Annotated in this window: 27 protein-coding genes; 9 read left to right on the top strand and 18 right to left on the bottom strand. The window is 43.4% G+C overall.

Translation table 11 applies throughout. The features are described from left to right. Positions 1–274: 274 nt before the first annotated feature. From IGK61_RS16400 to IGK61_RS16410, 3 genes are all read left to right on the top strand, one after another. The gene (locus IGK61_RS16400; RefSeq protein WP_005230720.1) at positions 275–1,258 is read left to right on the top strand and encodes an L-lactate dehydrogenase; all 984 of its coding nucleotides are present in this window, start codon (positions 275–277) and stop codon (positions 1,256–1,258) included. Positions 1,259–1,542: 284 nt separating this feature from the next. Next, a complete protein-coding gene (locus IGK61_RS16405) occupies positions 1,543–2,940 on the top strand; it encodes a L,D-transpeptidase family protein (protein WP_074536490.1) in 1,398 nt (465 codons plus the stop codon). A 155-nt stretch (positions 2,941–3,095) separates the two neighbouring features. Then, positions 3,096–3,395, top strand: coding sequence for a hypothetical protein (locus tag IGK61_RS16410; protein ID WP_010748994.1), 300 nt, complete (start codon positions 3,096–3,098; stop codon positions 3,393–3,395). A 62-nt stretch (positions 3,396–3,457) separates the two neighbouring features. On the opposite strand, the gene IGK61_RS16415 is transcribed toward IGK61_RS16410, so the two are convergent. Beyond that, the gene (locus IGK61_RS16415; RefSeq protein WP_016608452.1) at positions 3,458–3,826 is read right to left on the bottom strand and encodes a winged helix-turn-helix transcriptional regulator; all 369 of its coding nucleotides are present in this window, start codon (positions 3,824–3,826) and stop codon (positions 3,458–3,460) included. Positions 3,827–3,923: 97 nt separating this feature from the next. Between IGK61_RS16415 and IGK61_RS16420 the strand changes: the two genes are divergently transcribed. The 3 genes from IGK61_RS16420 to IGK61_RS16430 all read left to right on the top strand — a co-directional run bounded on the left by IGK61_RS16420 (position 3,924) and on the right by IGK61_RS16430 (position 5,814). Continuing rightward, positions 3,924–4,802, top strand: coding sequence for an aldo/keto reductase (locus tag IGK61_RS16420; protein ID WP_420911907.1), 879 nt, complete (start codon positions 3,924–3,926; stop codon positions 4,800–4,802). Between the two features lie 66 nt (positions 4,803–4,868). Then, positions 4,869–5,324 carry a VOC family protein gene (locus IGK61_RS16425; protein WP_074536497.1) on the top strand — a complete coding sequence of 152 codons (456 nt, stop codon included), beginning with the start codon at positions 4,869–4,871 and terminating at the stop codon, positions 5,322–5,324. A 160-nt stretch (positions 5,325–5,484) separates the two neighbouring features. Further along, positions 5,485–5,814, top strand: a complete 330-nt coding sequence (locus tag IGK61_RS16430) for an SdpI family protein (RefSeq protein WP_016608455.1) — start codon at positions 5,485–5,487, stop codon at positions 5,812–5,814. A 33-nt stretch (positions 5,815–5,847) separates the two neighbouring features. On the opposite strand, the gene IGK61_RS16435 is transcribed toward IGK61_RS16430, so the two are convergent. From IGK61_RS16435 to arcA, 8 genes are all read right to left on the bottom strand, one after another. Continuing rightward, positions 5,848–6,543: a YoaK family protein gene (locus IGK61_RS16435; RefSeq protein ID WP_074536488.1), complete on the bottom strand. Its 696-nt coding sequence runs from the start codon at positions 6,541–6,543 to the stop codon at positions 5,848–5,850. 63 nt (positions 6,544–6,606) lie between these two features. Then, the gene (locus IGK61_RS16440; RefSeq protein ID WP_074536487.1) at positions 6,607–7,122 is read right to left on the bottom strand and encodes a VanZ family protein; all 516 of its coding nucleotides are present in this window, start codon (positions 7,120–7,122) and stop codon (positions 6,607–6,609) included. A gap of 214 nt (positions 7,123–7,336) precedes the next feature. Further along, entirely contained in the window at positions 7,337–7,843 is a 507-nt protein-coding gene (locus tag IGK61_RS16445) for an arginine repressor (protein WP_005230706.1), read from the bottom strand. Between the two features lie 77 nt (positions 7,844–7,920). Further along, positions 7,921–9,372: a YfcC family protein gene (locus IGK61_RS16450; RefSeq protein WP_010748979.1), complete on the bottom strand. Its 1,452-nt coding sequence runs from the start codon at positions 9,370–9,372 to the stop codon at positions 7,921–7,923. Positions 9,373–9,435: 63 nt separating this feature from the next. Beyond that, positions 9,436–10,125 (bottom strand): Crp/Fnr family transcriptional regulator, encoded by a 690-nt coding sequence (locus IGK61_RS16455; RefSeq protein ID WP_005230704.1) that lies wholly within the window; start codon positions 10,123–10,125, stop codon positions 9,436–9,438. Between the two features lie 41 nt (positions 10,126–10,166). Continuing rightward, the gene (arcC, locus tag IGK61_RS16460) at positions 10,167–11,102 is read right to left on the bottom strand and encodes a carbamate kinase (RefSeq protein ID WP_005230702.1); all 936 of its coding nucleotides are present in this window, start codon (positions 11,100–11,102) and stop codon (positions 10,167–10,169) included. Between the two features lie 17 nt (positions 11,103–11,119). Then, positions 11,120–12,139: an ornithine carbamoyltransferase gene (argF, locus tag IGK61_RS16465; protein ID WP_005230693.1), complete on the bottom strand. Its 1,020-nt coding sequence runs from the start codon at positions 12,137–12,139 to the stop codon at positions 11,120–11,122. A gap of 19 nt (positions 12,140–12,158) precedes the next feature. Next, positions 12,159–13,382 carry an arginine deiminase gene (gene arcA, locus IGK61_RS16470; protein ID WP_010748983.1) on the bottom strand — a complete coding sequence of 408 codons (1,224 nt, stop codon included), beginning with the start codon at positions 13,380–13,382 and terminating at the stop codon, positions 12,159–12,161. A 399-nt stretch (positions 13,383–13,781) separates the two neighbouring features. On the opposite strand from arcA, the gene IGK61_RS16475 reads away from it, so the two are divergent. Continuing rightward, entirely contained in the window at positions 13,782–15,587 is a 1,806-nt protein-coding gene (locus IGK61_RS16475) for a M3 family oligoendopeptidase (protein ID WP_074536486.1), read from the top strand. 47 nt (positions 15,588–15,634) lie between these two features. On the opposite strand, the gene IGK61_RS16480 is transcribed toward IGK61_RS16475, so the two are convergent. The 9 genes from IGK61_RS16480 to IGK61_RS16520 all read right to left on the bottom strand — a co-directional run bounded on the left by IGK61_RS16480 (position 15,635) and on the right by IGK61_RS16520 (position 23,369). Continuing rightward, positions 15,635–16,102 (bottom strand): TspO/MBR family protein, encoded by a 468-nt coding sequence (locus tag IGK61_RS16480; protein ID WP_438844966.1) that lies wholly within the window; start codon positions 16,100–16,102, stop codon positions 15,635–15,637. A 126-nt stretch (positions 16,103–16,228) separates the two neighbouring features. Next, positions 16,229–17,584, bottom strand: coding sequence for a PTS cellobiose transporter subunit IIC (gene celB, locus IGK61_RS16485; protein WP_015510511.1), 1,356 nt, complete (start codon positions 17,582–17,584; stop codon positions 16,229–16,231). Between the two features lie 7 nt (positions 17,585–17,591). Further along, positions 17,592–18,095: a hypothetical protein gene (locus tag IGK61_RS16490; RefSeq protein ID WP_074536485.1), complete on the bottom strand. Its 504-nt coding sequence runs from the start codon at positions 18,093–18,095 to the stop codon at positions 17,592–17,594. A 15-nt stretch (positions 18,096–18,110) separates the two neighbouring features. Continuing rightward, complete coding sequence (locus IGK61_RS16495; protein WP_074536484.1) at positions 18,111–18,425, bottom strand: PTS cellobiose transporter subunit IIA; 315 nt, start codon at positions 18,423–18,425, stop codon at positions 18,111–18,113. A 22-nt stretch (positions 18,426–18,447) separates the two neighbouring features. Then, positions 18,448–20,472, bottom strand: coding sequence for a BglG family transcription antiterminator (locus IGK61_RS16500; RefSeq protein ID WP_074536483.1), 2,025 nt, complete (start codon positions 20,470–20,472; stop codon positions 18,448–18,450). A gap of 64 nt (positions 20,473–20,536) precedes the next feature. After that, on the bottom strand, positions 20,537–20,854 hold the full coding sequence (locus IGK61_RS16505; RefSeq protein WP_008380187.1) for a PTS cellobiose transporter subunit IIB: 318 nt from the start codon (positions 20,852–20,854) through the stop codon (positions 20,537–20,539). Positions 20,855–21,141: 287 nt separating this feature from the next. Further along, positions 21,142–21,981, bottom strand: coding sequence for a glycosyltransferase family 8 protein (locus IGK61_RS16510; RefSeq protein ID WP_074536482.1), 840 nt, complete (start codon positions 21,979–21,981; stop codon positions 21,142–21,144). Positions 21,982–22,205: 224 nt separating this feature from the next. Beyond that, entirely contained in the window at positions 22,206–22,727 is a 522-nt protein-coding gene (locus IGK61_RS16515) for an NADPH-dependent FMN reductase (RefSeq protein WP_005233313.1), read from the bottom strand. 36 nt (positions 22,728–22,763) lie between these two features. After that, positions 22,764–23,369, bottom strand: a complete 606-nt coding sequence (locus tag IGK61_RS16520) for an NADPH-dependent FMN reductase (RefSeq protein ID WP_074536481.1) — start codon at positions 23,367–23,369, stop codon at positions 22,764–22,766. Positions 23,370–23,570: 201 nt separating this feature from the next. Between IGK61_RS16520 and IGK61_RS16525 the strand changes: the two genes are divergently transcribed. Further along, the gene (locus IGK61_RS16525; RefSeq protein WP_074536480.1) at positions 23,571–24,425 is read left to right on the top strand and encodes a MarR family transcriptional regulator; all 855 of its coding nucleotides are present in this window, start codon (positions 23,571–23,573) and stop codon (positions 24,423–24,425) included. Between the two features lie 59 nt (positions 24,426–24,484). After that, positions 24,485–26,236 (top strand): ABC transporter ATP-binding protein, encoded by a 1,752-nt coding sequence (locus tag IGK61_RS16530; RefSeq protein ID WP_016608470.1) that lies wholly within the window; start codon positions 24,485–24,487, stop codon positions 26,234–26,236. The last annotated feature ends 18 nt before the right edge of the window (positions 26,237–26,254 follow it).

Consider the following 26,254-nt stretch of genomic DNA (forward strand, 5'->3'; position numbering starts at 1 on the left):
CTGGGCACACAAATGCGCCCAGTTCTTTTGCTTAGGTAATTATAACACGAAATGGACTGTTATGGTGGCACCCTCTTGCTCAGTTTTTATCTTTCTTAACGAATCTTAATAAAACCTTGATATATCTCCTTTTTGACGTAATAACAAAGAAAGCATTTACAATTGAAACAGCGATATTTTGTGTAATATTGTTGTGCAAATCACATGACAAACATACTTGAAAATGGTAGGATGATAGCGAGTAAAACAATTATGCGGAAGGAATGATACACAGATGACTGCAAAAACGAACAAAAAAGATCACCAAAAGGTAATTCTTGTTGGAGACGGTGCGGTTGGTTCTAGTTACGCGTTTGCGCTGGTGACCCAAAACATTGCGCAAGAAGTCGGAATCATTGATATAAATACAGCAAAAACAGAAGGCGACGCAATTGACTTGTCCCATGCTTTGGCATTTACTTCCCCTAAAAAAATCTATGCCGCTTCTTATGAAGATGCACATGATGCTGATTTAGTCGTTATTACTGCTGGTGCGCCTCAAAAACCAGGCGAAACCCGTTTAGACTTAGTTCATAAAAACTTGAAAATCAACCGTGAAGTAGTTACCCAAATCGTTGATTCAGGCTTTAACGGAATTTTCTTAGTTGCAGCAAACCCAGTCGATATTTTGACTTATTCTACTTGGAAATTCTCAGGCTTCCCGAAAGAACGCGTTATCGGTTCAGGTACCTCATTAGACTCTGCCCGTTTCCGTCAAGCATTGGCTGAATTGGTCGATGTCGATGCCCGTAACGTCCATGCCTATATCTTAGGGGAACACGGCGATTCAGAATTCCCTGTTTGGTCTCATGCCAACGTAGCTGGCCTACAAATCTATGAATGGGTCAAAAACAACCCAGACATCGATGAAGAAGCAATGGTCAACATTTTCTTCAGTGTTCGTGATGCAGCCTACACCATCATCGAGAAAAAAGGTGCGACCTTCTACGGGATCGCGGTAGCCTTAGCACGGATCACTCGTGCGATCTTAGACGATGAAAATGCTGTTCTCCCATTATCTGTGTACATGAACGGCGAATACGGCTTAAACGACTTGTACATCGGTGCGCCTGCAGTCATCAATGCCCAAGGGATTCAAAAAGTAATTGAGATCCCATTAACAGATGGTGAAAAAGACCGGATGGCCGCTTCGGCAAAACAATTAAAAGATATTCTTGATGAAGCTTTTGCAAAATTAGATGCGGAAGACAATCAATAATTTCTTTTCCCTCGTGTTAAATAGTCAATTTTAGTTAGTCAATTATGCGACTGAACGAATCCTCCAGCTCACTCTTTTTCAGAATCCTTTGATCAAGATGGCTTGCTGCCGATTCGTTCAGTTTTTTTATCGTAAGAAATGCGTTTCTACAGCTTGCCTAAAGATAGTTTAAGAATTTTCTATTTTTCATGGAAGTTTCATTTGCCATATTCGCTTTCCCGTGGGAATATGGTATGATTTAAGCGTTATTATCTATTATGCCATTAGAAAAAAGGAGTAGTTGAATGACTCGTTCAAACAAACATACTGACGCCAAGAATAATACGAAGAAAATTGTTCTGATCGTTGTGGCTGCTTTACTCGTCGTGATCGCTGGCGGCTATACCTACCGAAGTACATATTATGCAAACCGTTTTCTACCAAAGACTGAAATCGATGGGATCGACATCAGCAACAAAACCGTTGCCGAGGCCAACGACCTGCTGCATGATCGCTATTCACAAGAAGACTTTACCATCAAAGATGGTGATAGCGAATGGAAAACAGTCAACCTTGCTCAATTTGGTTTGCAGACGGATTTCACCGATGAGCTGCAATCTTTAAAAGATGAACAAAATCAGTGGAGCTGGGGAATGGCTTACGTTTCGGCTGCCGAAGAAAAGAAGCTAGACAATCTCTCAGTAGACCAAGACACCTTGACTAGCGAGACCAACACGATCCAAAAAGAACTCGAAACCTTAAATGAAGATCGTACCAAATCGGCTGATGCCACGTTGGAAAAAGGCGAAGACGGCTTTTCTATCAAACCAGAAGTTGACGGCGATGCCATCGATGTTGACAAAGCAGTGGCAGACTTGCAAGAAGCCATCGTCAGCGGCGAAAAGGAATTGAATCTCGTTGATTATGTCACAAAACCAAGTGTGACCGCCGATGATCCAGACTTAACGAAAGAAATGGATTCGTTGAATAAAATCGCCAAAGTAACCGGCAATTATACGATCAACGGAAATACGTTTCAAATCCCAAGAGAAACGATCATGGATTGGCTCTCTTATAAAGACGGCAACACAACGATCGACGAAGACAAAGTACGAAGCTATGTCACATCGATCGGCGAACAATACAATACTAGCACCAATTCTTCGACCTTCCAAAGTACCAAGCAAGGTGAAGTGACAGTCCCAGCTGGTACTCTTAGCTGGACGATCCAAACCGATGCGGAAACAGAAGCATTGATCGAGGCGTTAAAAGCAGGCGAAGACTTCACCCGCACACCGATCGCTCAAGGAAGCACCGATGCAGGCAGCCCGCTGTTTGGCAACACCTATATCGAAGTTGATCTAAAAAACCAACACATGTGGTATTACAAAGATGGCGAGTTAGTGTTGGATACGAAAATTATCTCTGGGAAACCAGCCACACCAACACCAACTGGCGTCTTCTATGTCTGGAACAAAGAAGAAGATGCAACCTTGACTGGTGAAGATTATGCGTCCCCTGTTGATTACTGGATGCCCATCGATTGGACCGGTGTCGGTATCCATGATTCTGATTGGCAGACGGAATACGGTGGCGATCTTTGGAAAACCCGTGGTTCTCACGGCTGTATCAATACTCCGCCAGGCGTGATGAAAGAATTGTACAGCAAAGCCGAAGTCGGTACACCCGTGATCGTGATTTAATCAAAAAAAGAATCAAACCTTTTTATAGACGAACCAAAAGCTGCAAAAGAAAGATCTTTTGCGGCTTTTTTGTTGTCTCCCAAATGTTCCTATTTACAAAGATCTCTTTAATTAATATACTTAATTAATCACTTCAATTAATAAGGAGAATCATTTTGGAAAAAGTCGTTTTTATTGATCGTTCTACTTTGGCTGGAAGTCTGATCAAAATTTTCGCCCGCAACATCCAATTGTTGTCCGAGGATCAAATCAGCGTAACTGTTGTGACACCAGAACGTCTGGCGAATTATCGTTTTGCGCAAGAAAAACTCGTTTTGGTCGATCCCTTGCTTTCTTTAACAGATCCGATGATCAAGCAGGCCATCCCACCACGCATCAAGCGCCTTTCGTTTCCCGTCAATCATTACAGCGGGATGAATACTGAAGCCATTCTAGAATTGATCCAACAAGCATAACCTAAAAAGGCGGACGGAAACCAATGGTTTCTGCCGCCTTTTCTCATGCCACTTCCCCTTTGTTAGACAATCGCTTCTTCTTGTTCTAACAAAGTAACTTGCTCTCCTTTGTCTTGCAGTGCAGCAACGTGCATCGTGCCCCACTGGCAAAGAGTATCCAATAAGCCGCCTAAGGTTTCTCCATATTCACTCAAGGAATACTCAACTTTAGGTGGTACTTGATTATAGGACTTGCGAGTAACGATGTCAGATTCTTCTAATTCCCGCAATTGCTGGGTCAACATTTTTTGACTGATGCCAGGGATCTTCCGCCGTAAATCACTGGGACGTAATGCCCCATGGCGCAAATTACAAAGAATGATTGGTTTCCACTTCCCGCCGATGACATCCATGGTTGCTTCAACACCGATATTATAAATTTTTTCTGCCATTTTTTTCACCTCATTACGCTTGATATCACACAAAGGTTACCAAAAGGTGGGTATCAAACAAAAAAGTACGTACTATACAGTATTACCACCTCATTATATGATAATACCAGAAAAAAATAAAGGAGATGTTTTTATGATCGAAAAATTATCAGATACCGTCACCCTGAACAACGGCAGCGAAATCCCCGGGTTGGGGTTAGGTGTCTTTCAAATCCCTGAAGCTGACACAGCAGAGGTCGTGAAGCAAGCGATTATCAATGGCTATCGCTTGATTGATACAGCAGCGATTTACGGCAATGAAACAGGAACAGGGGCAGGAATCAAACAAGGCTTACAAGAAACGGGGTTGGCTCGTGAAGAACTCTTTGTCACTTCCAAACTTTGGAACGATCATTTAACTTATGATGAAACGATCCACGCCTTCAATGAAAGTCTGGCCCGCTTAAACCTCGAGTATCTCGACTTGTACTTGATCCATTGGCCAGGAAATCAAGCATTTCAAGAGTCCTGGCGTGCCTTGGAAGACCTCTATGCGGCAGGAAAAATCAAAGCGATCGGGGTCAGCAACTTCCAGATCCATCATCTGGAGCAATTATTGGCCATTGCTAAGGTCGTTCCTGTTATCAATCAGATCGAGCTGCACCCCAAACTGACGCAACAAGACCTGCGGGCTTTTTGTGGCGAAAAAGCAATTGCGATCCAAGCTTGGTCGCCATTGATGCAAGGCAAACTGCTGAAAGATGACACCGTCTTGGCGATCGCCGACGCGCAGCAAAAATCAGCGGCACAAGTGCTTTTACGCTGGGCTATTCAACAAGGGATCTTAGTCAATGTCAAATCGACACACCCCGAGCGAATGATCGCTAATGCAGCGATTTTTGATTTCCATTTATCAGAAGCTGACATAGCCCGCTTGAACGCATTAAATGAAGACTTGCGAGTGGGTCCAGATCCAGACACATTCGATTTTCATTAACCAAACGATATACTAAACAAAACCTTAGGAGGAAGTATAGTGACAAACACAAACACAGGCTTTTCAATGGTTAACCACGTGGGAATCACCGTCAGCAATCTCGAACGTTCCATCCAATTTTATGAAGCATTAACGGGAAAGAAAATCGCCAATCAAGATACGATTGGCGGCAAACGCATGGCGCAAACGCAAGGATTAGCAGATACACTGATCAAATATGCCAATCTTCATTTAGACAATCTCAACATTGATCTTTTAGAATACGTCGAACCAAGATCCAACAAAGCTAGCTATTCCAATGAGCAAATCAGCGCGATGCATCTTTGTTTTGAAGTCGAAAATATTGATGAAGCCGTTGCTCGTCTAAAAGCCATTGGCGTTGAGCCTGACGGCACCCCCATCGTTTTTGAAGCACAAGACGGTTTGAAAAGCGGCTTTGGGACAGGCGTCGCCTACTTTACAGATCCAGACGGCACCAATCTTGAATTGATTGCACCAAAAGGCCCTTTTCAACGGGGATAAAAAAATGGATGGCGCTGCAAATCGCCATCCGTTTTTTTTGCTAGAAGCACGTATTTTTCGATTGTTCCCCTTCATAGAAGCGTTCATAGCGGATACAATAAGTATGTACTCATCTTTAGCAGCTTCACTTACTTATCCAACAAATCGCACGTGAAAGGTAGTGATCTCGATCGATATTGGACTTTTGTTGTTGATTTTTACGGGTATTTTTTTCATCGTCTTCTGGTGCTTTTACCGAGAAGAACCCAATTATGTATTCGGCTTTCGCACCAAGCGCAGTACAGCCAGTGTCAGCAATTGGCGTTTTGCCCAGCAGTGGTTCTCCTTGTTAGCGATGCTCTTTCTAGGCGGGGTCGTTTTATTGCAGCGCAACGAGCTGATCGCAGAGGCTTTTTACCAAGTAGCCGTTTTTGGCAGCTATCTTCTAGCAGCGTTACTCGTAGAAACGGCACTGTATCTCAAAGATTCACGCACAAGCACCAAAAAGTAAGACAAAAAAGACATTCCAGCGAATGTCTTTTTTCTATTGTTTATTTTGATGATGGATCGTGATCCCCAACACCAAGGCTAAAATCCCTGAAACCACCCAGATAGTGCGGTGGAATAAGAAAATCCCTAGCAAGCTGCTTAAGACTGCACCAAAAAAGAAGCCGCCGATGATCAAGGAAATAGAAATAATCTTAGGTGTCACTGATCGGTCCTTTTTAAACCAGCGCATGTACACATAATCAGCCAGTGAACGTAAGTTGCCGGTGGTCATCGTGGTGGCATAGGGCATCCCTGCCAATCGACGATAGGCGGCATATTGAATCGCTGCAAAAAAAGATAACCCCGAATCGATCATGACATTGGGTAATGATCGAGCAAAAAAGCCCAGAACCAAAATACCGATCGCTTCAAAGATTAATGCGGCATTTTGCCAAACGATCCAGCCCCCTGTCGGAAAATGATGCTGCAGATAATTCGTCACTACGATCCCCACTAAAAACATGAAGATTGGTGGCAGATATCGAAAGGCTTGTTCAAACTGCCCCGTTGAAAGATTGATCCCTAACAAAATGACATTCCCCGACTGCATACTTGCAAACACTTCCCCGTGAAACAAGTAGGTATACGCATCTAAAAAACCGCCCGCCATAGCAAGAAGAATCCCCACCGGTAAACTTTCATGCACGACAAACTCCGATTTGCTTTTGACACTGCTCAAACTTTTTTCCATTGGTTTCGCCTCTTGTTTTTATACTTTCTGACAGCTTACTGCTTAAAAAACGCCGACAACTCATTATGTTTTGCGGCGTTTAGGTGACTTTTTCGATAGCTGACAAATCAACCACCCCAAAAGAACGGCGGTCAGTGCTCCCGCTGAATCCAGCATGACATCTTGAAAAAGCGGCGTCCGTCCTCCCGTCAGCATTTGATGGTATTCATCGATCCCAGCGTAGCCGGTGGCTGCCAACCAAGCAAAAAAAGCGGCTAGCCAATACGGCTGTTTTCGAAAAACAAGCGTTAAGAACAAACTGCCACCTAGGACAAAATAGGTAAAGAAATGCGCACCTTTGCGAATGAAAAATTCCACAAATGAGAAATAGCCTTTTTCCGCAATACTGATCTCCGACCCAGCATAGGAAAAAGAGATCGTCTCCAACCAATCTTTCAATGGTTCGTTTTTTAAGATACGTGAAAGCAACCCGATTTGAGATTGCTGCTCATAGGTTTGTGAAGAGCTGATAAAGAGGATGACCATTACCGCAATTGCGATACAAAAGTAAAAGTTCGGTTCTTTCAGTAATTTTTTCATAGTTTTCACTCCTCATTTTCCTATCTTACCATTTTCATTTGGTGATGCAACTGTTTTTCCAGCAAACCGTGGAGACATTGCACACACAAAAAGAGTGCTTCCGTCAAGTTTAGAAGCACTCTTTCTTTTTAAAAATAGCCATCGGTATGAAAAGCCGTCACCCGTTTGGTTGTGAGATCTTTGGGCTTGTGACGTTCAGCTTCCTCAACGATTCTCAGGGCTGTTTTGCGTTTTTTTCTCCAGTAAATAATGACGAACCCATCTCGTAGCCTTCTACATAATGATTCAACCGCTCGACGACCTCTGCTGCCGCTTCTTGTGACGGCGTGATGATCAATAAAATATCAAACCCTGCAATGGTGCCGACAATTTCTGGCAGCTCCATTTCATCAAGATAATTAGCGATCACATCGGCGCCATTTTCAGCCGTATGAACGACAACTAAAAAGTCAATCTGCGTAATCTTTTTTAGATACTCATACATCGAAAACGCAATTCTGTCTTCTAGATCCTGCTCTTTGGATTCAAAGATTGAATAATACGGTCGCCCATTTTTGGCATACGTTTTAGCGATGTTCATTTCCCGCATGTCTCTAGAAATCGTGGCTTGGGTAGCTGAAACATTTTCTTTTTTTAATAAATTCATCAATTCTTCTTGAGACTCAATCCGATGTAGGACAAAAAGTTTTTTGATAATTGCTTGTCGCTCTTTTTTTTTCATTTACTTGATCCGCTCCTCTCAAGTCGCCTCGCTTACTGAAATAGTTGATCCGTCTCGTTCACTTCTTGAAACGCAGCTTACAAGAACAACATCGAGAAGATTAGAATGGCAAGATTGGAAATTCCGATAACCAGTAACGGTTTGCGCATAAAGCGAGTCCAAGTAGAATAGTTGACCCGAGCCAGCTCCAATCCGCCCATCACGACGCCAGAAGTTGGTGTGATCAAATTCACTAATCCGCAACCAGCAGTAAAGATCATGACCATGACGTTCGGATTGAGTCCGATGCTTTGCGCCAAGGCACCCATGATAGGGATCGATACATATGCCAGTCCTGAAGTCGATGGAATCAAGAACGATAAGAGCAGATACAAAATATAGGCGCCAATTACGAACAGGACAGGTGATAACCCTTCTAAAAGATGGGAAGCCCGATCCAAAATAAACAGATCCAAGTACGTCGTTTGCATAATGTAGGAAGCCCCCCGTGCCACAACGATGATCAAGACAACGGATAAAATGTCTTTGACCCCATCGATAAAGTTGGTCACGATTTCTTTTTCTGAGAATCCTTGAATCAACGCAATGATGATACTGACGTAGAAGAACCACATAGCCAAATCACCAAAATACCATTCACCAAAGCTGTTGCCGGTCAAAAAGGCGGTCCAACCGTCAAACACATGGATATCAAAGTCGCCCCAAGGAATCAAAGAAACCACCATGATCACAAAGGATAAGCCAAAAATCGTCAAAATCAGGCGATGCTTTTGCGTAAACGCCAAGGCTTCGTTCGTGTCTTTGACAAAATGCTCTTCCATTTCTTTTTGCTCTTGCAGCGATAAGATCGTGGAGCCTTTGTCGGCTTTAACTTTTTTGGCATAAGACATCACCACAAAGATACAATACGCGGTCGTGACTAGCCAAAGCAATGCGCCAACTACTAGGATCGTGCCATTATTCGGAGCAATATCGATGCTTCGTAAGGCATCCATTGCCACTCCCGTAGCAAAGGGGTTAACGGTGGAGCCGATCACACCAGCACCCGCCCCCAACATGACGGTTCCTGCTGCGACGATCGTATCAAAGCCCGATGCCACCATTGTGATTGCTAATAAGGAATAGAACGGAATCGTTTCTTCCGCCATTCCATAAGTTGAGCCACCAATTGAAAACAACACCATCAAAATCGGGATCAAAATCAACTCGTTGCCTTTGAGTTTTTTGACCAAATGCTGAATACCAGCTTCTAAAGCGCCTGTTCGTGTGACAATATTCAAAAAGCCACCCAAACAAAGAATAAACACACAGATCTCGATCGCATCACGAAATCCGTTAAAAGGCGCCATAAAGAAATCAGAAAACTTGGCACCGACGACTTGGCTGACCATCTCTTCTTGGCCTGCTGGTAATGAAGGTGCAAAGGGCTGACCGGCTAGTAGCCAAGAAGCGACCGTCAACGCAATAATGATCAGAAATAAGATACTGAAAGATGTCAGCGACTTTTTTTCTTTTTGCTTTTTTTTCATCTTCGTTCCTCCTCTATTGAATCAGTCTTAGGTGCAAATTGCCAACAGCTAGTCTGTCTGTGGTCAATTCGCAACATGGGAAAAATAATCTTTGTCATAAATAATGAGTTCTTTGTAACGATAATAAATCTTTCTTTTATGCACGAGCGCCTTGATGGTTTGACTGACCGTCTCTCGGGTCGTTCCACTGTATTTAGCAATATCATTGATAAAAACTGGAAAAGGAATGCGAATCTGCTCTCCTTGTGACTGTCCGTGCTCGATCATCAAGAGACCGATCGTATTGACGACTCTTGTCTGCGCGCTAGAGGTGACACAGTACTCCACTCGGCGTCTTTGCTTCTCCAACTGCTGGCTCATTTGCTGATTCAGCCACAGCAACTGACTTGTAGATGAAACAACCAGCGGTTCAAACAGCGACATCGCTGCAAACTGCACGACAATGTCTGTTGCAGCGAATGCCGATACATCATAGTTGTCTCTTTCAAACAAGCCAATCAAAGGAAATAACTGATCAGGCCCAACAAAATCTACATAACAATAGGAATCAGTTCCGTCGGTTTTTTCGATCCGTACGAGACCTTCGATCACGTGGAATATCCGATCTCTTACGTCGCCTTCATAAAAAAGCACTTGGCCTTTTTTGTACGTACGGCAGTAAATATGCTCCTTCAATCGCTGTTGATTTTCTTCTTCCAGCCATTGAAAGCTATTCGCTCTTGTTGACGGATCTTTTATTTGGTAGTCGATCATTTCTCTCACTCCAATGTTTTGGACTTGCTTTGCTACTTCGCTTATTTCCAGGTGATCTGTGTACCAGCGTCTTCAATTTCTGCCAGCTTATCTAAGGAAGTAATCACTGCCCGTTTCTCTGTGCCCATTTTGACAAAATTCAAAGCTGCTTGTACTTTCGGTAACATGCTTCCCGGTGAAAAATGCCCTTCATCGACATAGGTTTCCAATTCAGCGGCGGTCACATGATCCAACCACTGCTCATTTTCCTTGCCAAAGTTCAAAGCGATTTTTTCCACGCCCGTCAAAATGATCAGCTGATCCGCATCGACTAAACGAGCCAATTTTTCAGAAGCAAAATCTTTATCGATCACGGCTTCAACCCCCAGCCCATTATCTAACACGGGAATGCCCCCACCGCCTGCGCAAATAACGATCGTGTTTTGTTCAATCAGCGCCTTGATGCTGGCAACTTCTTGAATCGCTTGTGGTGCAGGACTGGCAACGACTTTCCGCCAACCACGACCAGCATCTTCCCGATAGATGGCATCTGTTGCCGCCATGGCTTCTTTGGCAGCTGTTTCCGTTAAGAAAGGACCGATCGGTTTGGTCGGATGGGCAAATGCTGGATCTTGCGCATCGACTGTAATTTCCGTAACCACTGTTACCACCGGCTTAGCCATTTGGGCTTCTTTCAACTGGATTCTCAGCTCATTTTGCAGCCAATAGCCAATACTGCCTTGCGTCATTGCCACGCAAGTATCTAAAGGCATCGCTGGGTTTTTGCTAGAATCACTGGCTTGTTGCTGCAAAACCAAATTTCCCACTTGAGGCCCATTCCCATGGGTAATGATCAAATGAACGTCTTTTTGGATCAGGGGAATTAAATACTCGACGGTCTGTTTAAGCCGTTCTTTTTGCCCTTTGGCACTAGCATCATCTGCTAGGATAGCGTTGCCGCCAAGGGCGACAACGATCGTTGGTTTCTTTTCACTCATCTGCTCACTGCTCCTTCTTACACTCTAGGAATAAAGAGATCGCCTAAGGTTACTGCCATGATTGCTTTGATCGAGTGCATTCGGTTTTCAGCCTCTTCAAATTGACGGCCCCAGTGACTGCGGAAAATGTCGTCTGTGATCTCCATTTCAGAAATGCCGAATTTTTCTTCGATCATTTTTCCATACGTCGTATTCGTATCATGGAACGCTGGCAAGCAGTGAAGCACGATCAAGCCATCGTCTTGTTTTCCAGTCGCCATTACCATTTCGCGGTTGATTTGGTAATCTTTCAACAGCTTCACCCGTTCTTCAAACTGGTCTTCTTCCCCCATTGAAACCCAAACATCGGTATACAGAACATCGGCATCTTTGACGCCTTTTTGAATATCGTCTGTTACCATCAGCTGACTGCCAGATTCTTTGGCAAATTTGTTGGCATAGTCTGTCACTTCTTCAGCTGGGAAAAGTTCTTTTGGTGCACAGATGCGAACATTGACACCTAAAATCGCCCCCGTCACTAACAAACTATTCGCCATATTGTTTCGGCCATCGCCCACATAGACTAACGTAATGTTTTCTAATGTACCGAAGTTTTCTTTGATCGTCATGAAGTCAGCGATCATTTGGGTTGGATGCCATTCATCGGTCAAGCCATTCCAAACAGGAACGCCAGAGAATTTGGCTAAATCTTCAACGACTTGTTGGCTGAACCCGCGGAACTCAATGCCATCAAACATACTGCCTAAAACTCTGGCGGTATCTTCAACGGATTCTTTTTTGCCCAGCTGGATATCATTCGCACCTAAAAATTCTGGATGGGCACCAAGATCGATGGCAGCCGTCGTAAATGCCGCCCGTGTCCGAGTCGACGTTTTTTCAAATAAGAGGGCGATGTTCTTGCCTTCCAAATAGCGATGAGAAATATTTTGCTTTTTCAACTGTTTCAAATAGATGGAAAAATCAATAAGGTATTCTAACTCGGCTTTCGTAAAATCTTTTTCTGCTAAGAAGCTTCTTCCTTTAAATACTTGTTTCATTAGTAATTCCTCCTCTAGATTAAATATCTTCTCTGATAAATGGCATGCTCATGCAGCGAGGGCCGCCACGGCCGCGAACCAATTCACTGCCGGAGATTTTATGCAATTTGATGCCGGCTTCAGTTAATTTTTGATTGGTGATCGTGTTACGGTCATAGACCACGACTTCGCCAGGTGCGATCGTCAAGGTATTGGAACCGTCATTCCATTGTTCCCGAGCTGCAGCGACCAAATCGTTCCCCCCACAGCGAATCAATTCCACTGCATCTAATTCTAAGTAGCGGCACAAAATGTTTTCTAACGTATCTTTTTCTTCTTTGATGGTTACGCCATCCCCGTCACGTGAGATTGAATAAACGGTCAGTTCTCCTTCAATTTCTGGATGGATCGTAAATTTGTCATAATCAACCATTGTAAATACCGTATCTAAATGCATGAATTTGCGTTCTTGACCAATATCAAAAGCTAAGACGTACTCAAAACTTGGTTCATGTTGGAACACATTACGAGCCAACTGTTCAATGGAAGTGGCATCTGTTCGTTGGGAGATCCCGATCGCTAACACTCGTTTTGACAGAACCAATTCATCGCCACCTTCAATTCGTGTTGGCTGATCACGGTCATAAAGCAAGTGCGGTGGCTGTTGTTGGAACATTGGATGATGAGCAAAAATGTATTTGCCATACAACGTTTCACGACGTCTTGTTTCTGAATACATGCGATTCAAGGAAACCCCGTTACCGATCGTCGCAAACGGATCGCGAGTGAAATACAAATTCGGCATTGGATCGATCAAAAACGGATACTGGTCATCCACAGCACCAGCTAGGCTTTGACTATGGGGCAATTTCAATTCATTTTTCGCTAGACCTGCCATCGTTTTATCGATGAATTGACGGTTATCTTCAAAAGATAAGAAATAATCGGTAATTTCAGCAATGATTTCTGGGCTTTGTAACGTTGTTTCTTCTAAATATTCCTTGATAAACTGCTCTTTGATTTCTTGACTAGTTAACGCTTCTGCTGCTAAATCTTCTAAATACAACACCTCCACATTATTATTACGCAATACATCGGCAAATTGATCATGTTCAGCCCTTGCTTGTTCCAAAAAGGGAATATCATCAAATAACAAGCGATTTAAATGATCCGGAACGAGGTTTTCTAATTCTCGACCAGGGCGATGGAGCATGACTTGCTTCAAGCGGCCGATTTCTGAAAAAACATGAATAGCATTTGACATTTCTTTACATCCTCCTTTGTTTTGATTACGCCTACATAGTACAAGAATGTATGCGCTTACCAAGCGACGTATTTCGCCTTCATTATGCAAAGAATTTGTCATTATGCAATAAAGAGTGAATATCTTCTTGCGAGCGTTTTTTTACTCGTTGTTATTTTTTTTTATGTAATATTTATTCAGCAATTTTTAAATAAGAATTTGATGAGAATGAAAAAATGATCGATTTTGTTCTTTTCTTTAATTTTGACGTCCCCGACCAATGCAGGAAAAGTTTACGAAAGAAAAGAACTTTTTCAACCAACAGCTTTCCTTTTTGATTAAAAAAATCCGATGGTTGCGACTAAACGTGGCTATGCTATACTTAATAAGATCGTAGGAAAAGAAAGGGGTTTGATAGGAATGACCTATTCAATCAATTGGGATCTAGAAACAATTTTTCCAGGAGGCAGTGATTCTGTTCAATTAAAAGAACGCATGAGCCAGCTGGAAGAAGAAATCAAAACTTACCGTGAAAAAGTTGACGCTTGGGTACCAAACGCTACAGACAATGCGACAAAATTAGAGGAATTAATCGAACTTTCTGGCACAATCAATCAAGGATTTTCACAATGTGGCAGCTTTATCAATGCCTTGCTTTCAGCGAATGTCAACGACAGCAAAGCCAAAATCCTGACTGGCGACCTCTACGCAAAACTGCCAGCACTGCAAGCAGCACAAACCGTTTTCTCGAAAAAATTGACAGAAATTTCTGAGGATGATTGGACTGCGTTACTTACAGCGGAAAACTTAGCACCAATCGCCTTTCGTCTAAGCGAAATTCGTCGCGACGGCAAAGAATTGTTATCTGAAGCAGAAGAAACCATCATCAACACGTTAAATTTAGATGGCTTAAATGCTTGGAGCCAACATTATGATACGATCGTTGCCTCGATCGAAATTCCTTTCCTTCAAGAAGACGGCACGACGATCAACTTGTCCGCTGGTCAAGCCTTCAATAAAATGATGGGTGATCCAGATCCAGAAGTTCGTGCACGTTTATTTGACACTTGGGAAAAGACTTGGGCAGAAAAAGAAGACCTCTTTGCAGATACCTTGAACCATTTAGACGGCTTCCGCCTTTCTACCTTCAAGCTTCACGGGGTCACTGATTACTTGAAAGAACCATTAGAATACAATCGTCTGCAAAAAGCGACATTGGATGCTATGTGGGGCACGATCCAAAAGAACAAACAGCCGATCGTTGATTTCTTGACCCGCAAAGCCCAGCTTTTCGGCAAAGAAAAAATGGAATGGCAAGATCAAGATGCGCCGATCATCCTTGGGGACATGGAAGAAAGAACCTACACCTTTGATGAAGCAGCTGACTTTATTTTGACCAACTTCCGTAAGTTCAGTCCGAAAATGGCTGACTTTGCCCAAGTTGCTTTTGAAAAAAGCTGGATCGAAGCAGAAGATCGTCCTGGCAAACGTCCTGGCGGCTATTGCACCAGCTTGCCAGAAACCAAAGAGTCACGTATTTTCATGACCTACAGCAATTCAGTCAACGAAGTAGCGACGCTTGCCCATGAGTTAGGTCACGCGTTTCACAGCAGCGTTCTTTGGGAGCTACCAGAATTAAACCGCAACTATGCCATGAATGTTGCCGAAACAGCAAGTACCTTTGCTGAATTGATCGTTGCTGATGCAACCCTCAAAGAAGCGACAACGAAGGAAGAAAAAATCAATCTATTGGATGCCAAAATGCAAAATGCGATCGCGATGTTCATGAACATCCACGCACGCTTTATTTTTGAAAACAGCTTCTATCAAGCTCGTCAAAAGGGCTTGGTTTCAGCGGAACAAATTACGGAAATGATGACAGCGGCGCAAAAAGAAAGCTATGCGGATGGGTTAGCGACTTATCACCCGCATTTCTGGGCAGCCAAATTGCACTTCTTTATTGATGATGTGCCATTCTACAACTTCCCTTACACCTTTGGTTACCTCTTTAGCATGGGGATCTACGCGTATGCCAATGAAAAAGGGTCTAGCTTTGAAGAAGAATACATTGCTTTATTGCAAGATACTGCTTCAATGACGACGGAAGAACTGGCGCAAAAGCACCTTGGTGTTGATTTAACAAAACCAGACTTCTGGCAAGCAGGGATCGACATGGTCCTAAAAGATGTTGCCAGCTTTATGGAATTGACTGAAGACTATATCTAAAAGAAAAAACCCTCTTCCAACACGACGTTTGGAAGAGGGTTTTTCTATCAGGCATTCAATAAAGTTAAGCCAATCGTTAAGTAGCCTGCGTACAGACACCAAATCAAATAAGGAATAAACAAGTACATTGCTTTTTTGTTGATGCGAGCAAAGAGGATCATACAAATAATCACTGATAGGACTAACAAGACAATAATGACCGTTCCTGCCCAGTAAGCATTCCAGCCAAAGAAAACGATACTCCACAAGAAGTTTAGTACTTGCTGGATCGCAAAGAAGATATAGGCATTCTTTTTAAGCGCTGGATTGACTTTGGCTACGATCAACAGATACAACGCTGTTCCCATAAAGGCATACAAAATCGTCCAAACGATCCCAATGATCCCACCAGGAGGGGCTAAAAAGGGTTTTTCCATTTGCGCATACGTTCCAGCGATGTCTCCTGCAAACAAACTCGAGATGATTCCTGTTGCTTCGATGCCGATCACACAGACCAGCCAAATCAAAAATTTCATGTTCTCCACTCCTTCTTTTTTTCATGACTCTCTCATTTAATCGTACCATCGAATCGAAAAAAAGCAGAATAGAACGCTTAAAAAAAGAAACGCCCGTGTGGACGTTTCTTTCTTGTTCCTTTCAATTTATGCTGCTTGCTCCCCTTCTTGGGCTTCTTGCTTGACTAGGCCTGCATCATAAGAACGAGCGAATGGGAAGTAGATCAAAAAGGCAACCCCTGCACATAAGAACGCACAAACTGCGGCTTTCCAATCGCCTCCACTTCCAATGAATGCGCCGATGCCGATTGGAGAAGGCCATGGCATTTGGGCGATCATCGGTCGAATGATCTCCAATTCGATCGCAAAATAGGCAATCGATGCGGATGCCATCGGTGCTAAGAAAAAGGGAATCGCTAAGAAAGGATTATAAATCAAAGGAATCCCGAAAATCAACGGCTCGTTAATATTGAATAATGCTGGAATGATCGAAGCTTTTCCTAACACTCTCAATTGTTTTGATTTTGCCAGATAAACCAAGAATAAAGCAAGTCCTAATGTTGCCCCAGAACCGCCAACAGTCACATACGCATTGTTAAACTCGCCTGCTAATGCAAAGTTGGCGCCTTCGGCATTCGCTGTCAAATTTCCTAAGGTGATCGGTGTCAAGACAGAGAAAATGATATTTGCACCATGAATCCCTACTAACCATAATGCACTGACTAAAAAGTAAATCACCATCAACCCTAACCAACTGTTGGTCAAATTGGTAACAAACCCAAAAGGTACCGCAATGATTTGGAAAATATCCGTTCCTGCTGCAACTAATGCGCCATTGATGATAAGGACCGTGAAGGCCACAACAAAAGCGGGAATCAATGCTGTAAAGGCACGGGCAACACCTAATGGGACTTCTTCAGGCATTTTGATGACCCATTTTTTCGTTACACACAAGCGGTACAACTGAACAGCCAACACCGCCATGATAATACCGGTAAATATCCCGGTCGTTCCTAAACGCTCCACCCCGTCGCCACCGATCGCCCAGCCATTGATGATGGCATTTTCTTGATCGGTGATTCGTGACATGCTGCCATCCACGATCATCAATTGTGGGATCGACATGAAAAAGGCAAACATCGATAGTAACGCCCCACTCATAGGGGCAAGATCCAGCTCTTCTTCTTCCGCATAGATCTTGGTGTATTCATAGCCGAGGACGATACAAAAATATAAGGCCAAAAGTCCCATTGTCGTGCTGTTTGCCAGCATATACAAATCACTGACTCTGAAAAAAGTATTATTGAAGAAATCTTCTAAAAAGGTAAAGGTCTGCGGCAGCACATTGATAACTAAAAACATCGAGCCAACGATCGTAAAAGGAATCGAAGCCATCCCAGCAGCCATGATGGCACGTACGATTTTGAACTGTGCCACTTTTCCTAACGGACCCATGACAGCCGTTTCTAAGAGACTGAACAACTTGCTATTTGATTGTTCCATATTGTAACTACTTCCCTTCAATGAGTTTTTTGTATTCTTTGATATATCCGTAATACGTATCTTTTTTGCGGCGGATCTTATTGACACGTTGCAAACATAACGCAGCTAATGTCAATCCCACACCCAGCCAGAGCGCAAGAACCCCTCGATTGATCAGTGTATTATCAAGAAAAGGAAAAACGAATGAAAACAGAGGAGAAAAGAAACAAACGACGTATAAAAGGAGATTCATCGTCAGTTGACAAAGATAAAACAAGCACGTCCATCGTAGGTTTTCTGCTATTTGCTCTGAGTGGTTGCCATAAAGACGCACGTATTCTCCAATTGCCAAAATAGCCAAAACCAACAGCGACAGCGGAAGAATCAAGAGTAGGGCATTGCTGGCAATCGCAGCCAATAACCAATAAAGATTTGCAAAGAAAAACACTGCTAATACATACCTTAGAAATAAAAAGCGATTAAACCGAAAATTTTTTTCTGCCATTTTTTTCTGTTGTTCTTGATTGGTCATTTGTTCCCTTCCTTTCTACCGCTCTCGCTGGTATAACGCCAGCATTTCAATCGCCACTTCTCGTAAAGTCATCGTTGTCATCAAGTGATCTTGTGCATGGACCATGATGATCTCCATGTCGATTTTTTCACCGCTGGCGTATTCTTGTAATAAGCCAGTCTGTGCCTTATGGGCCTCTACTAACGCTTCATTTGCTTGATCCAGTTTTGCTTGTGCTGTATCAAAAGTCCCTTGGCGCATCGCTTGAAAGGCTTCATGAACGATCGTCCGGGCATCCCCGCTGCTAAGAATGATTTGAAAAGCGGTCTCTTGTAATTTTTCTGATTCCATTGTTCTTTCTCCCTTACATGTGCTATATATGTGCTTCTAGGTGATACCCAATAAAACATTTCATAAAATGTTCAAAATCACCACTTGCTATGAGTGCATCTCTAAATGACTCATTTTCAATAATGGGTACTAACAGTTGACTGATTTTATTCAATTCCACTTGCCCCAATCGATCTGGAGAAAGCAAGAAAATCAGCTGGATCTGGTCATGCTCGTCATCCCATTTTATGCCATTTTTCACAATAGCAACGGCGGCATACGCATCATTGGTAATTGGTTCAATGGGGTGTGCCACCGCCAAATGATCAGAAAAAGCGACTGAACTATAGGCTTCCCGCAAAGCAAGCTGCTTACCTAGCGCTTCTTTCACTGAGCGTTTTTCCAAGTCTTCAATTTTTGTCAGCAACTGATCCATAACAGTCGCTTTGTCAGTCTCTTCCTCTATCCGCAGAAAAAGTTCTGAGTGAAAGCTGGTCTCAATCAATTCCCGCTCTTTGTCAGATAAAGATTTCGGCTGTTGTTTCAGTATGCTGCCATACTGTTTTTTGATTTTATATTGCTGCAACTGGCGATTGATTTTTTGGATATCTTTTTTATCTAAAAAGACACTGACGGTGACGATGGGGATATTTAAAACCACATCTGGTACTTTGATGGACGAGATGATCAAATCGATCCCTGCTAGTTTTTGTTCACTGATTTCGTAATAACTGATCATATCTTCAATCACGATTTTTGAACCAAGTTCGTGTTCCAAACGATTTTTTAACATTTGCGAACTACCGATTCCTGTTGCACAGATCACTAAGACCTTGGCTTTTTGTTGATTCGCTAAGCGTTCCATCGCAGCAGTTAAATGGATCGTCAAGTAGGCGAGCTCTCCTTCGGTCACTTTATAGGAGGCAAAGAAGGGAACATCAGAAAAATGCCGAATCGTTAGCTGAAAAAAGTCACTGTAATCTTTTTTGATGGTCTCTAACAAAGGATTTTCCATACTCGTACCGTTATTCAATCGTTGCAATAAGGGGGTGATATGCATCATCAGCCCTTCTATCAACAATGGATCTTCGGCTAAGCAAAAGCCGGTTTCTTGATCGATTTTATGCAAAACAGCTAAGAGCTGCTGTTTGACCTCGTTGTCATCTAAATCGATTTGTTCACGGATAGTTTCGGAAACTAGTTTGTTTTTTAAGTGAATGGCGATATAAAAAGCCTCTTCTGGCGGCAAAGCAATGCCCATCTGTTGGCGGATCTTCTCAACGATCTCTATAGCCGACTGGTATTCTGCTTCTTGTTCCAATTCAGGATCCTGCGGATGCAGCTGGATCTCAAAGCCCGCCTGCAGCCGTTTTATCGCTAAGCCTATATGCAGGACGATCGTATAGATCATAAAATCAGAGAGTTTCAAAAAGTATTTACGACAGGTGTCCAAAACGATGATCACGATTTCCTCGATCGCTATCCCCTCTAATAGATGTTTGTACATTGAGAATGCATACAGATTGTCTTGCAGGCGATTCATGAAAAAGTAATTCATGATGAAATGCCGCAGACTGTTTTCAGATCCTTCAACATAAATGCCTTGACTGGTTCGATGTTTCAACTCGATCGTATAAGGCTTTAATAATTGCTTGATTTCAACGATGTCGTTGGAAATCGTTGAACGAGAAACACATAGATCCGCCGCCAAGTCATCAACAAAAACAGGCTTTTGCCCAAATAACAATTGATTTAACACAAAATATTGGCGGTCATTGGCTTCATTGATCGTCGTAAGGTCGGCAGCTGTTGGTCTGGTGTTGGTTTTCTCTGTATAAAAACGATCAAAGGAACGCTGGTCGGTGATGTTCAGCCGATAGCCCTGCCCTTGCTTGGCACAAATTTGACCAACCTTATGGTTCTTCAGGATAAGGCCCAGACCTTGAACGTACTTACGAGCAGTCCGATCCGAGACCCCCAGTTGCTTTGCGATCTGTTTGCTGCTAGTGTATGTGTTGCGGTTTTGATAGAGCATCTTTAGCATGATGATTTCTTTTTTACTCAACATTATTCATCAACCTTTTTCATCAACCTATTTTCATCTAGCTACTTATTTGAACTGCTTTGAACTGCTATTTGATATTTTGTTCTACTACAGCAGCTAATTTTTCAATGCCCATTGGTATCGGTACATAGGCTTGGGGCGGAATATTTACGATGGGTCGCTGGTACTTGATGGCAGCTTTTTCAAGATTCGCAAAGTACATTTTGGTTTGCGGGCTGACTAAGTATAAGTCGTATTCATCTTTGGCGATCGTGGCTGCTCCTTGAGAGGCAGACGTTGCATCTAGTTCAATTTCTTTTCCTCGCTCTTTAAAATATTCCGTCGTTTTTTTGGCAATGACCGATGAAGACATACCGCCTGCACAGATGATTAATGCTTTTTTCATATAGTTTTCCTCCTTAACGATTACACTCAATTTCACTATCTATGTTCAGTAGCTGCTAAATGTTGGTGTAGAACTGATTTGAATAAAACAGTTGCTAACCTGATTTAGCATGGCAATGGGTTGATAATGCCATCATAATAGATAGCGCTTTCTTTTTGAACACAAGGTGTTTCCTTATCGATGCGGAAACAAACTAGATGCGTCTACTTGATTTTACAAGAATTCCCTTCAAAAAATGATCGAAAAAAAAGCTTTACTTGTCTTTTGTCCAAGTAAAGCTTTTTTAATCATACGCTCTTTGATTGTTCCTCTTCAAACTTCCGGCGTTCATTTTCTACATATTTGTATAGCGCCCCGTAGCGGCTGCGATAGCCTTTTTTCCATGGTTTCTCTTTGCCGCAAAAATGCAGCAGAACGGTATGTTCGATGACCCAATCCAAACTCCATTCCCCTAGGCTAATCGTCTCATACGTACGGTTTTTCCGTACATCATAGTTATAGAGCTGATCAGGAATCGCCAGCACCCGATCGCCATATAACCCATTCAAAATGTCTTGATCTGGCAAAAAGAGGTTCAAATGATTTTTCTCAATGAACGCAGCGATCTCTGTTTCTTTGACCTCTTGCCGCAGCTGTTGCACGTTCATCAGCAAAACGCCTGAATTATAGTAGCCTTCCGACTCATAATTGCGCAACCGGACTTTATTGATGACCGTCGTCACTTCTGTCAGCTTAGAATGGCTGGCGGCGGCATACAGAAAATTCCCTAACGTCAGCTCATACAAGGGGCGCAAATCATTGATGCACAAAATATCCGCATCCAGATACAGGATTTTTTCCACTTGCTGCGGCAAGTAATTTTGTGCCAATAATCGATAGTAGATCGACTCTGGATAGCGGTCACTGACTGGCGCCGTTTTAAAAATCGAGCCAGAACCGATGATGACGGGATGATAGGTCATCGCCAATTTTTGACAAAAGGCCTCCAGCTCTACACCTTGTTTCAATTCTTTTTCTTGTAAGACATAGACATCGAAAGATGCTGCTGTCGTATGACGTTTGATTGAATATAACGTTGTTTTTAATTGTTCGCTGAATCGATCATCAATCGCAAAAAGTAGATTCATGCTCTTGTTCACTCCTCTGTTACTGGTTGCGTGCTCGTTTTTGGAAAAATCGAACGCAGTTGCCCGCATCTTCTGTTCTTCTAGTATACCCGATTTTTGGTCTTTCTTTCAGTGAAACACCCTTGCCAATCGAACCCTTGATTGGCAGACGCCAAAAAAGCTGTTCCATCCATGGGATGAAACAGCAAAGGATCGCTTATAAATGATTGTGTCTTGAAAACAGATCAGCGAATCGTGGCAAAAGCTTTTGACCACAACAACAATTCATCTAGCATATCATTGACACCCGCAGCCATGTGCGCACCGGGTTTGAAGGTACTGAAATTTTCAAAATCAGTAAATAAGTTGAAGGCTGGGTTGGTCCGCACGGTGGCAACTTTTTGTTCAGCTAATACGTTGCGCAATTGTTCAGCGGCCCGAATCCCACCGCCAGAACCGTAGCTGACGATCCCAGCAGCTTTATCAAACCATTCTTCCCGGGCAGAATCTACGGCATTTTTCAAGGAAGCCGCAAAACCGTGGTTGTATTCTTGTACGATGAAGATATAGCCATCTAACTCAGCGATTTTTTTGTTCCACGCCATGTTTGGCTCAGCCGTTCCCATAAACGGTAAATCAAATGCCTTTACATCAACGATCTCAAACTGATGCTCTGACCGTTGAGTAGCAATTTCTTGAATATATGCTCCGACTTGCGGACTTACGCGTCCTTCTCTTGTACTGCCTAAAATAATACCAAATTTCATGATAGGTTCCTCCTAAGATTGTTTTCGTTTGTTTTTTTAACGATTGGCAAATGTGTCTGCCCAGTCCAATAATTCCGTCAACATGTCGTTCATTCCTGCAGTCATATGCTCGCCAGGGGTAAAGGTGGTAAAGTTTTCAAAATCAGTAAATAAGTTGAAGGCAGGATTGGTGCGCACCGTGGCTACTTTTTGTTCCGCCAAAATCAAGCGAACTTGCTCAGCGGCACGAATCCCTCCTGCCGAACCATAGCTGACGATCGCTGCTGCTTTGTTGAACCATTCCTCTCGAGCGCTGTCCAACGCATTTTTCAAGGAAGCTGATATGCCATGATTGTATTCTTGTACGATGAAGAGGTAGCCGTCTAACTCAGCGATTTTTTCGTTCCACGCTTGGTTCACTTCACCTGTACCCATAAATGGCAAGTCATAGTCTTTGATATCAATGATTTCAAACGAGCGGTCGCTATGCGCGCGTGCTGTTTGTAAAACATAATTGGCTACTTGCGGACTCACGCGGCCTTCTCTCGTACTGCCAACGATGATCCCGATTTTTTGCGCTTTTTTCTTTTCAGGGGTGCGATACACCTCTTTAATTACTTCTTTTTCAATTATTTGTTCTTTTTTCCCAAATCCAAAGACCATTCTTTTGTACTCCTTTTGTTGTGGTTTCTTTAACGATGGACTCAGCATACCAAACTTACTTTTAGTAAGTCAATCATTCTGCTTACTTTTTGTTAGAAAAAAATCTCAGCTGCTTCTTATTGACATTCGTTCGGTACCGAACTATAATCAACTCATCGATATCGTTAGGTACCGAACGATGAACCAAAAGGAGTGTACACCATGAGTACAATGACCGACCACTTAATGAAACAGCTTCGTTTTATCAGCGAAGCCAGCAATGCCTTTATGAGTCAAAACAACCAGCGCCTTTCTGGACAGCAACGTGTCCTGGCCGTTTTAAATTTAGAAGACGGCTTGGTGCAAAGTTATCTTGCAGAAGTCTTAGACCTGCGGCCAAGCTCTCTAGCGGAACTATTGAAGAAAATGGAAAATAGTGGCGATATTCAGCGCAAAGAAGATGCTGCTGACAAACGGATCAAACGAATCTACCTGACAGAAACTGGAAGAAAAAAAGCGGAAAAATTACTAGCACAAAAAGAAGCCACCAGCAGTCAGTCGTTTTTTGCTGGGCTCTCAGAGGAGGATCAAACCGAGTTTGCTCGTCTGCTTGAAAACATCGCCGCTGGGTGGGAGACGGACTTCCAACAGCAGGCACAACGCTTTATTGACCCAATGGATCGTTTGCAAGCCATGCAAGAGATTCGGGAAGAAATGATGAAGCAATGGGGCGGAAATTGGCAGGAAATGACGAATGACGAGCGTCGAAAAATGAGGCAACAAATGAAAGATACTTGGCAAGAAATGGGCGTTGACGAGCGGCGCCAAATGAAAAAACAGATCAAGGAAGCCATGCGGCAAATGCCGTTTACTGGACATCGCGGCATGTTTGGCAATCGACCATTTGAGCCGTTTGGGCCGTTTGGGCCGTTTGATAGTAGCGAGGCGAATGATCCACGGTACACATGGGTAAAAGGCAATTTTTTTGATGCCTACGGGTTTGGACAAGGCCGCAAAGCAAGACCGACTTCCACTTCTAAAGACGAAGCAGCCGAAGATGATTGGCAGGATTTCTAATAGCACCCAATTAAAAAGAAAAAGCGGTGAGTAATCTTGCTTGCTGCGGAGGAAAACGAATGGAAACAACGACACCAACAGTGAACAAAAACAAATTTAAAATGAAAGACTTTATCCACCTGATCGTCAGTGTCAATCCTAAGAAAGGCTTGTTTCTTTTAGGGATGCTCTTTAGCCTGATCACAAGTGCCGCCAGTTTGGTCGTGCCGCAGCTGACGAAAACACTGGTCGATGCCAGCGGCACCCCCACGTTCAGCACCTCCATGCTGGTCGTTTTGATTCTAGCCTTTGTGCTGCAATTAGGCGTAGGGACTTTAGGCGGCTTTCTCTTGCGCTATGTGGGAGAAAGTGCAGTGAAAACGTTGCGGGAACGTCTTTGGAAACATCTGCTGCATTTGCCAGTCAGCTATTTTGATGACCACAAGTCGGGGGAAAGCAGTTCGCGACTCGTCAATGATACTTCCGTGATCAAAGAACTAGTCACCTCGCAATTTCCCAGCTTTGTCACTGGCTTGATCCAATTGATCGGTTCGATGATCATCTTGTTTTTGATGGACTGGAAGATGGCTGCGATCATGTTCAGTGCGGTGCCTTTGATCACCTTGATCATGTGGCCAATCGGCAAGATCATGTCGAAACTAGGACGCCAGTTGCAAGCAGCGACCGCCGATTTCAATGCGGATGCCAGCGAAAAACTCTCAGAGATCCGTTTGATCAAAGCCAGCAACGGAGAAGCCAGTGAACAAGAAAACGGTCGGCGCAACATTGGGGCAATTTTTACCCTCGGGGTCAAGGATGCGAAAGTCAGTGCGATTTTGCAGCCAATCATGACGACGGCCATGCTGGGCTTACTCGTAGGAATCCTCGGTTATGGCGCGATCCGTGTGCAAGCCGGCACCTTGACGAGTGGCGCATTGATCGCTTTTCTACTGTATCTCTTTAATATTATTGCGCCTGTGACGACGTTTGCGATGTTCTTTTCGCAAGTCCAAAAAGCGATGGGTGCTACGGAACGGATCCAAGAAATTTTGGATACGCCGCTAGAACCAATTCAAGCAGCACCCAAAGCCGCCATCGATGGAGCAGTCTTACGGGCAGAACAGATCGATTTCAGTTACGATCCCAAACGGCCGATTTTGCAAAACATTTCTTTTGAAGCCAAACCTAACACCGTGATTGCTTTTGCGGGACCAAGCGGCGGCGGAAAATCCACGATTTTTGCTTTACTGGAACGCTTTTATGAACCCACCAGCGGGCGCTTGCTGATTGGAGATCAGCCGATAGCTGATATTGATCTGCAAAACTGGCGGGCACAGATCGGCTATGTTTCCCAAGACAGTGCGGTCTTTGCTGGTACGATTCGGGAAAACTTGCAATACGGATTGGGCCGAACACTGTCAGAGGAGGAATTGTGGCAAGGACTGGCATTGGCTTATGCCGATCAGTTCGTCCAAGAGTTCCCCGAAAAACTAGAAACACAAATCGGCGAACGCGGCGTCAAACTATCTGGCGGGCAAAAACAACGGATCGCCATCGCTCGAGCATTCTTGCGAGACCCCAAGCTGCTGATGCTAGATGAAGCGACCGCCAGCCTAGATTCTCAGTCAGAAGAAAAAGTCCAGCGGGCGTTGGATCATTTAATGGAAGGGCGCACGACATTAGTGATCGCTCATCGCTTATCGACCATCGTGGATGCTGACCAAATCTACTTTATAGAAAAAGGCACCATTACTGGTCAAGGTACCCATGCACAATTAATCAACAACCACCCGCTTTATGCCGCCTATGTCAATGAACAAATGATCAATTAAAGAATAAAAACTGCTTAT

It is taken from the genome of Enterococcus sp. AZ063 (genome assembly GCF_051715045.1).
Lineage (GTDB): Bacteria > Bacillota > Bacilli > Lactobacillales > Enterococcaceae > Enterococcus_D > Enterococcus_D casseliflavus.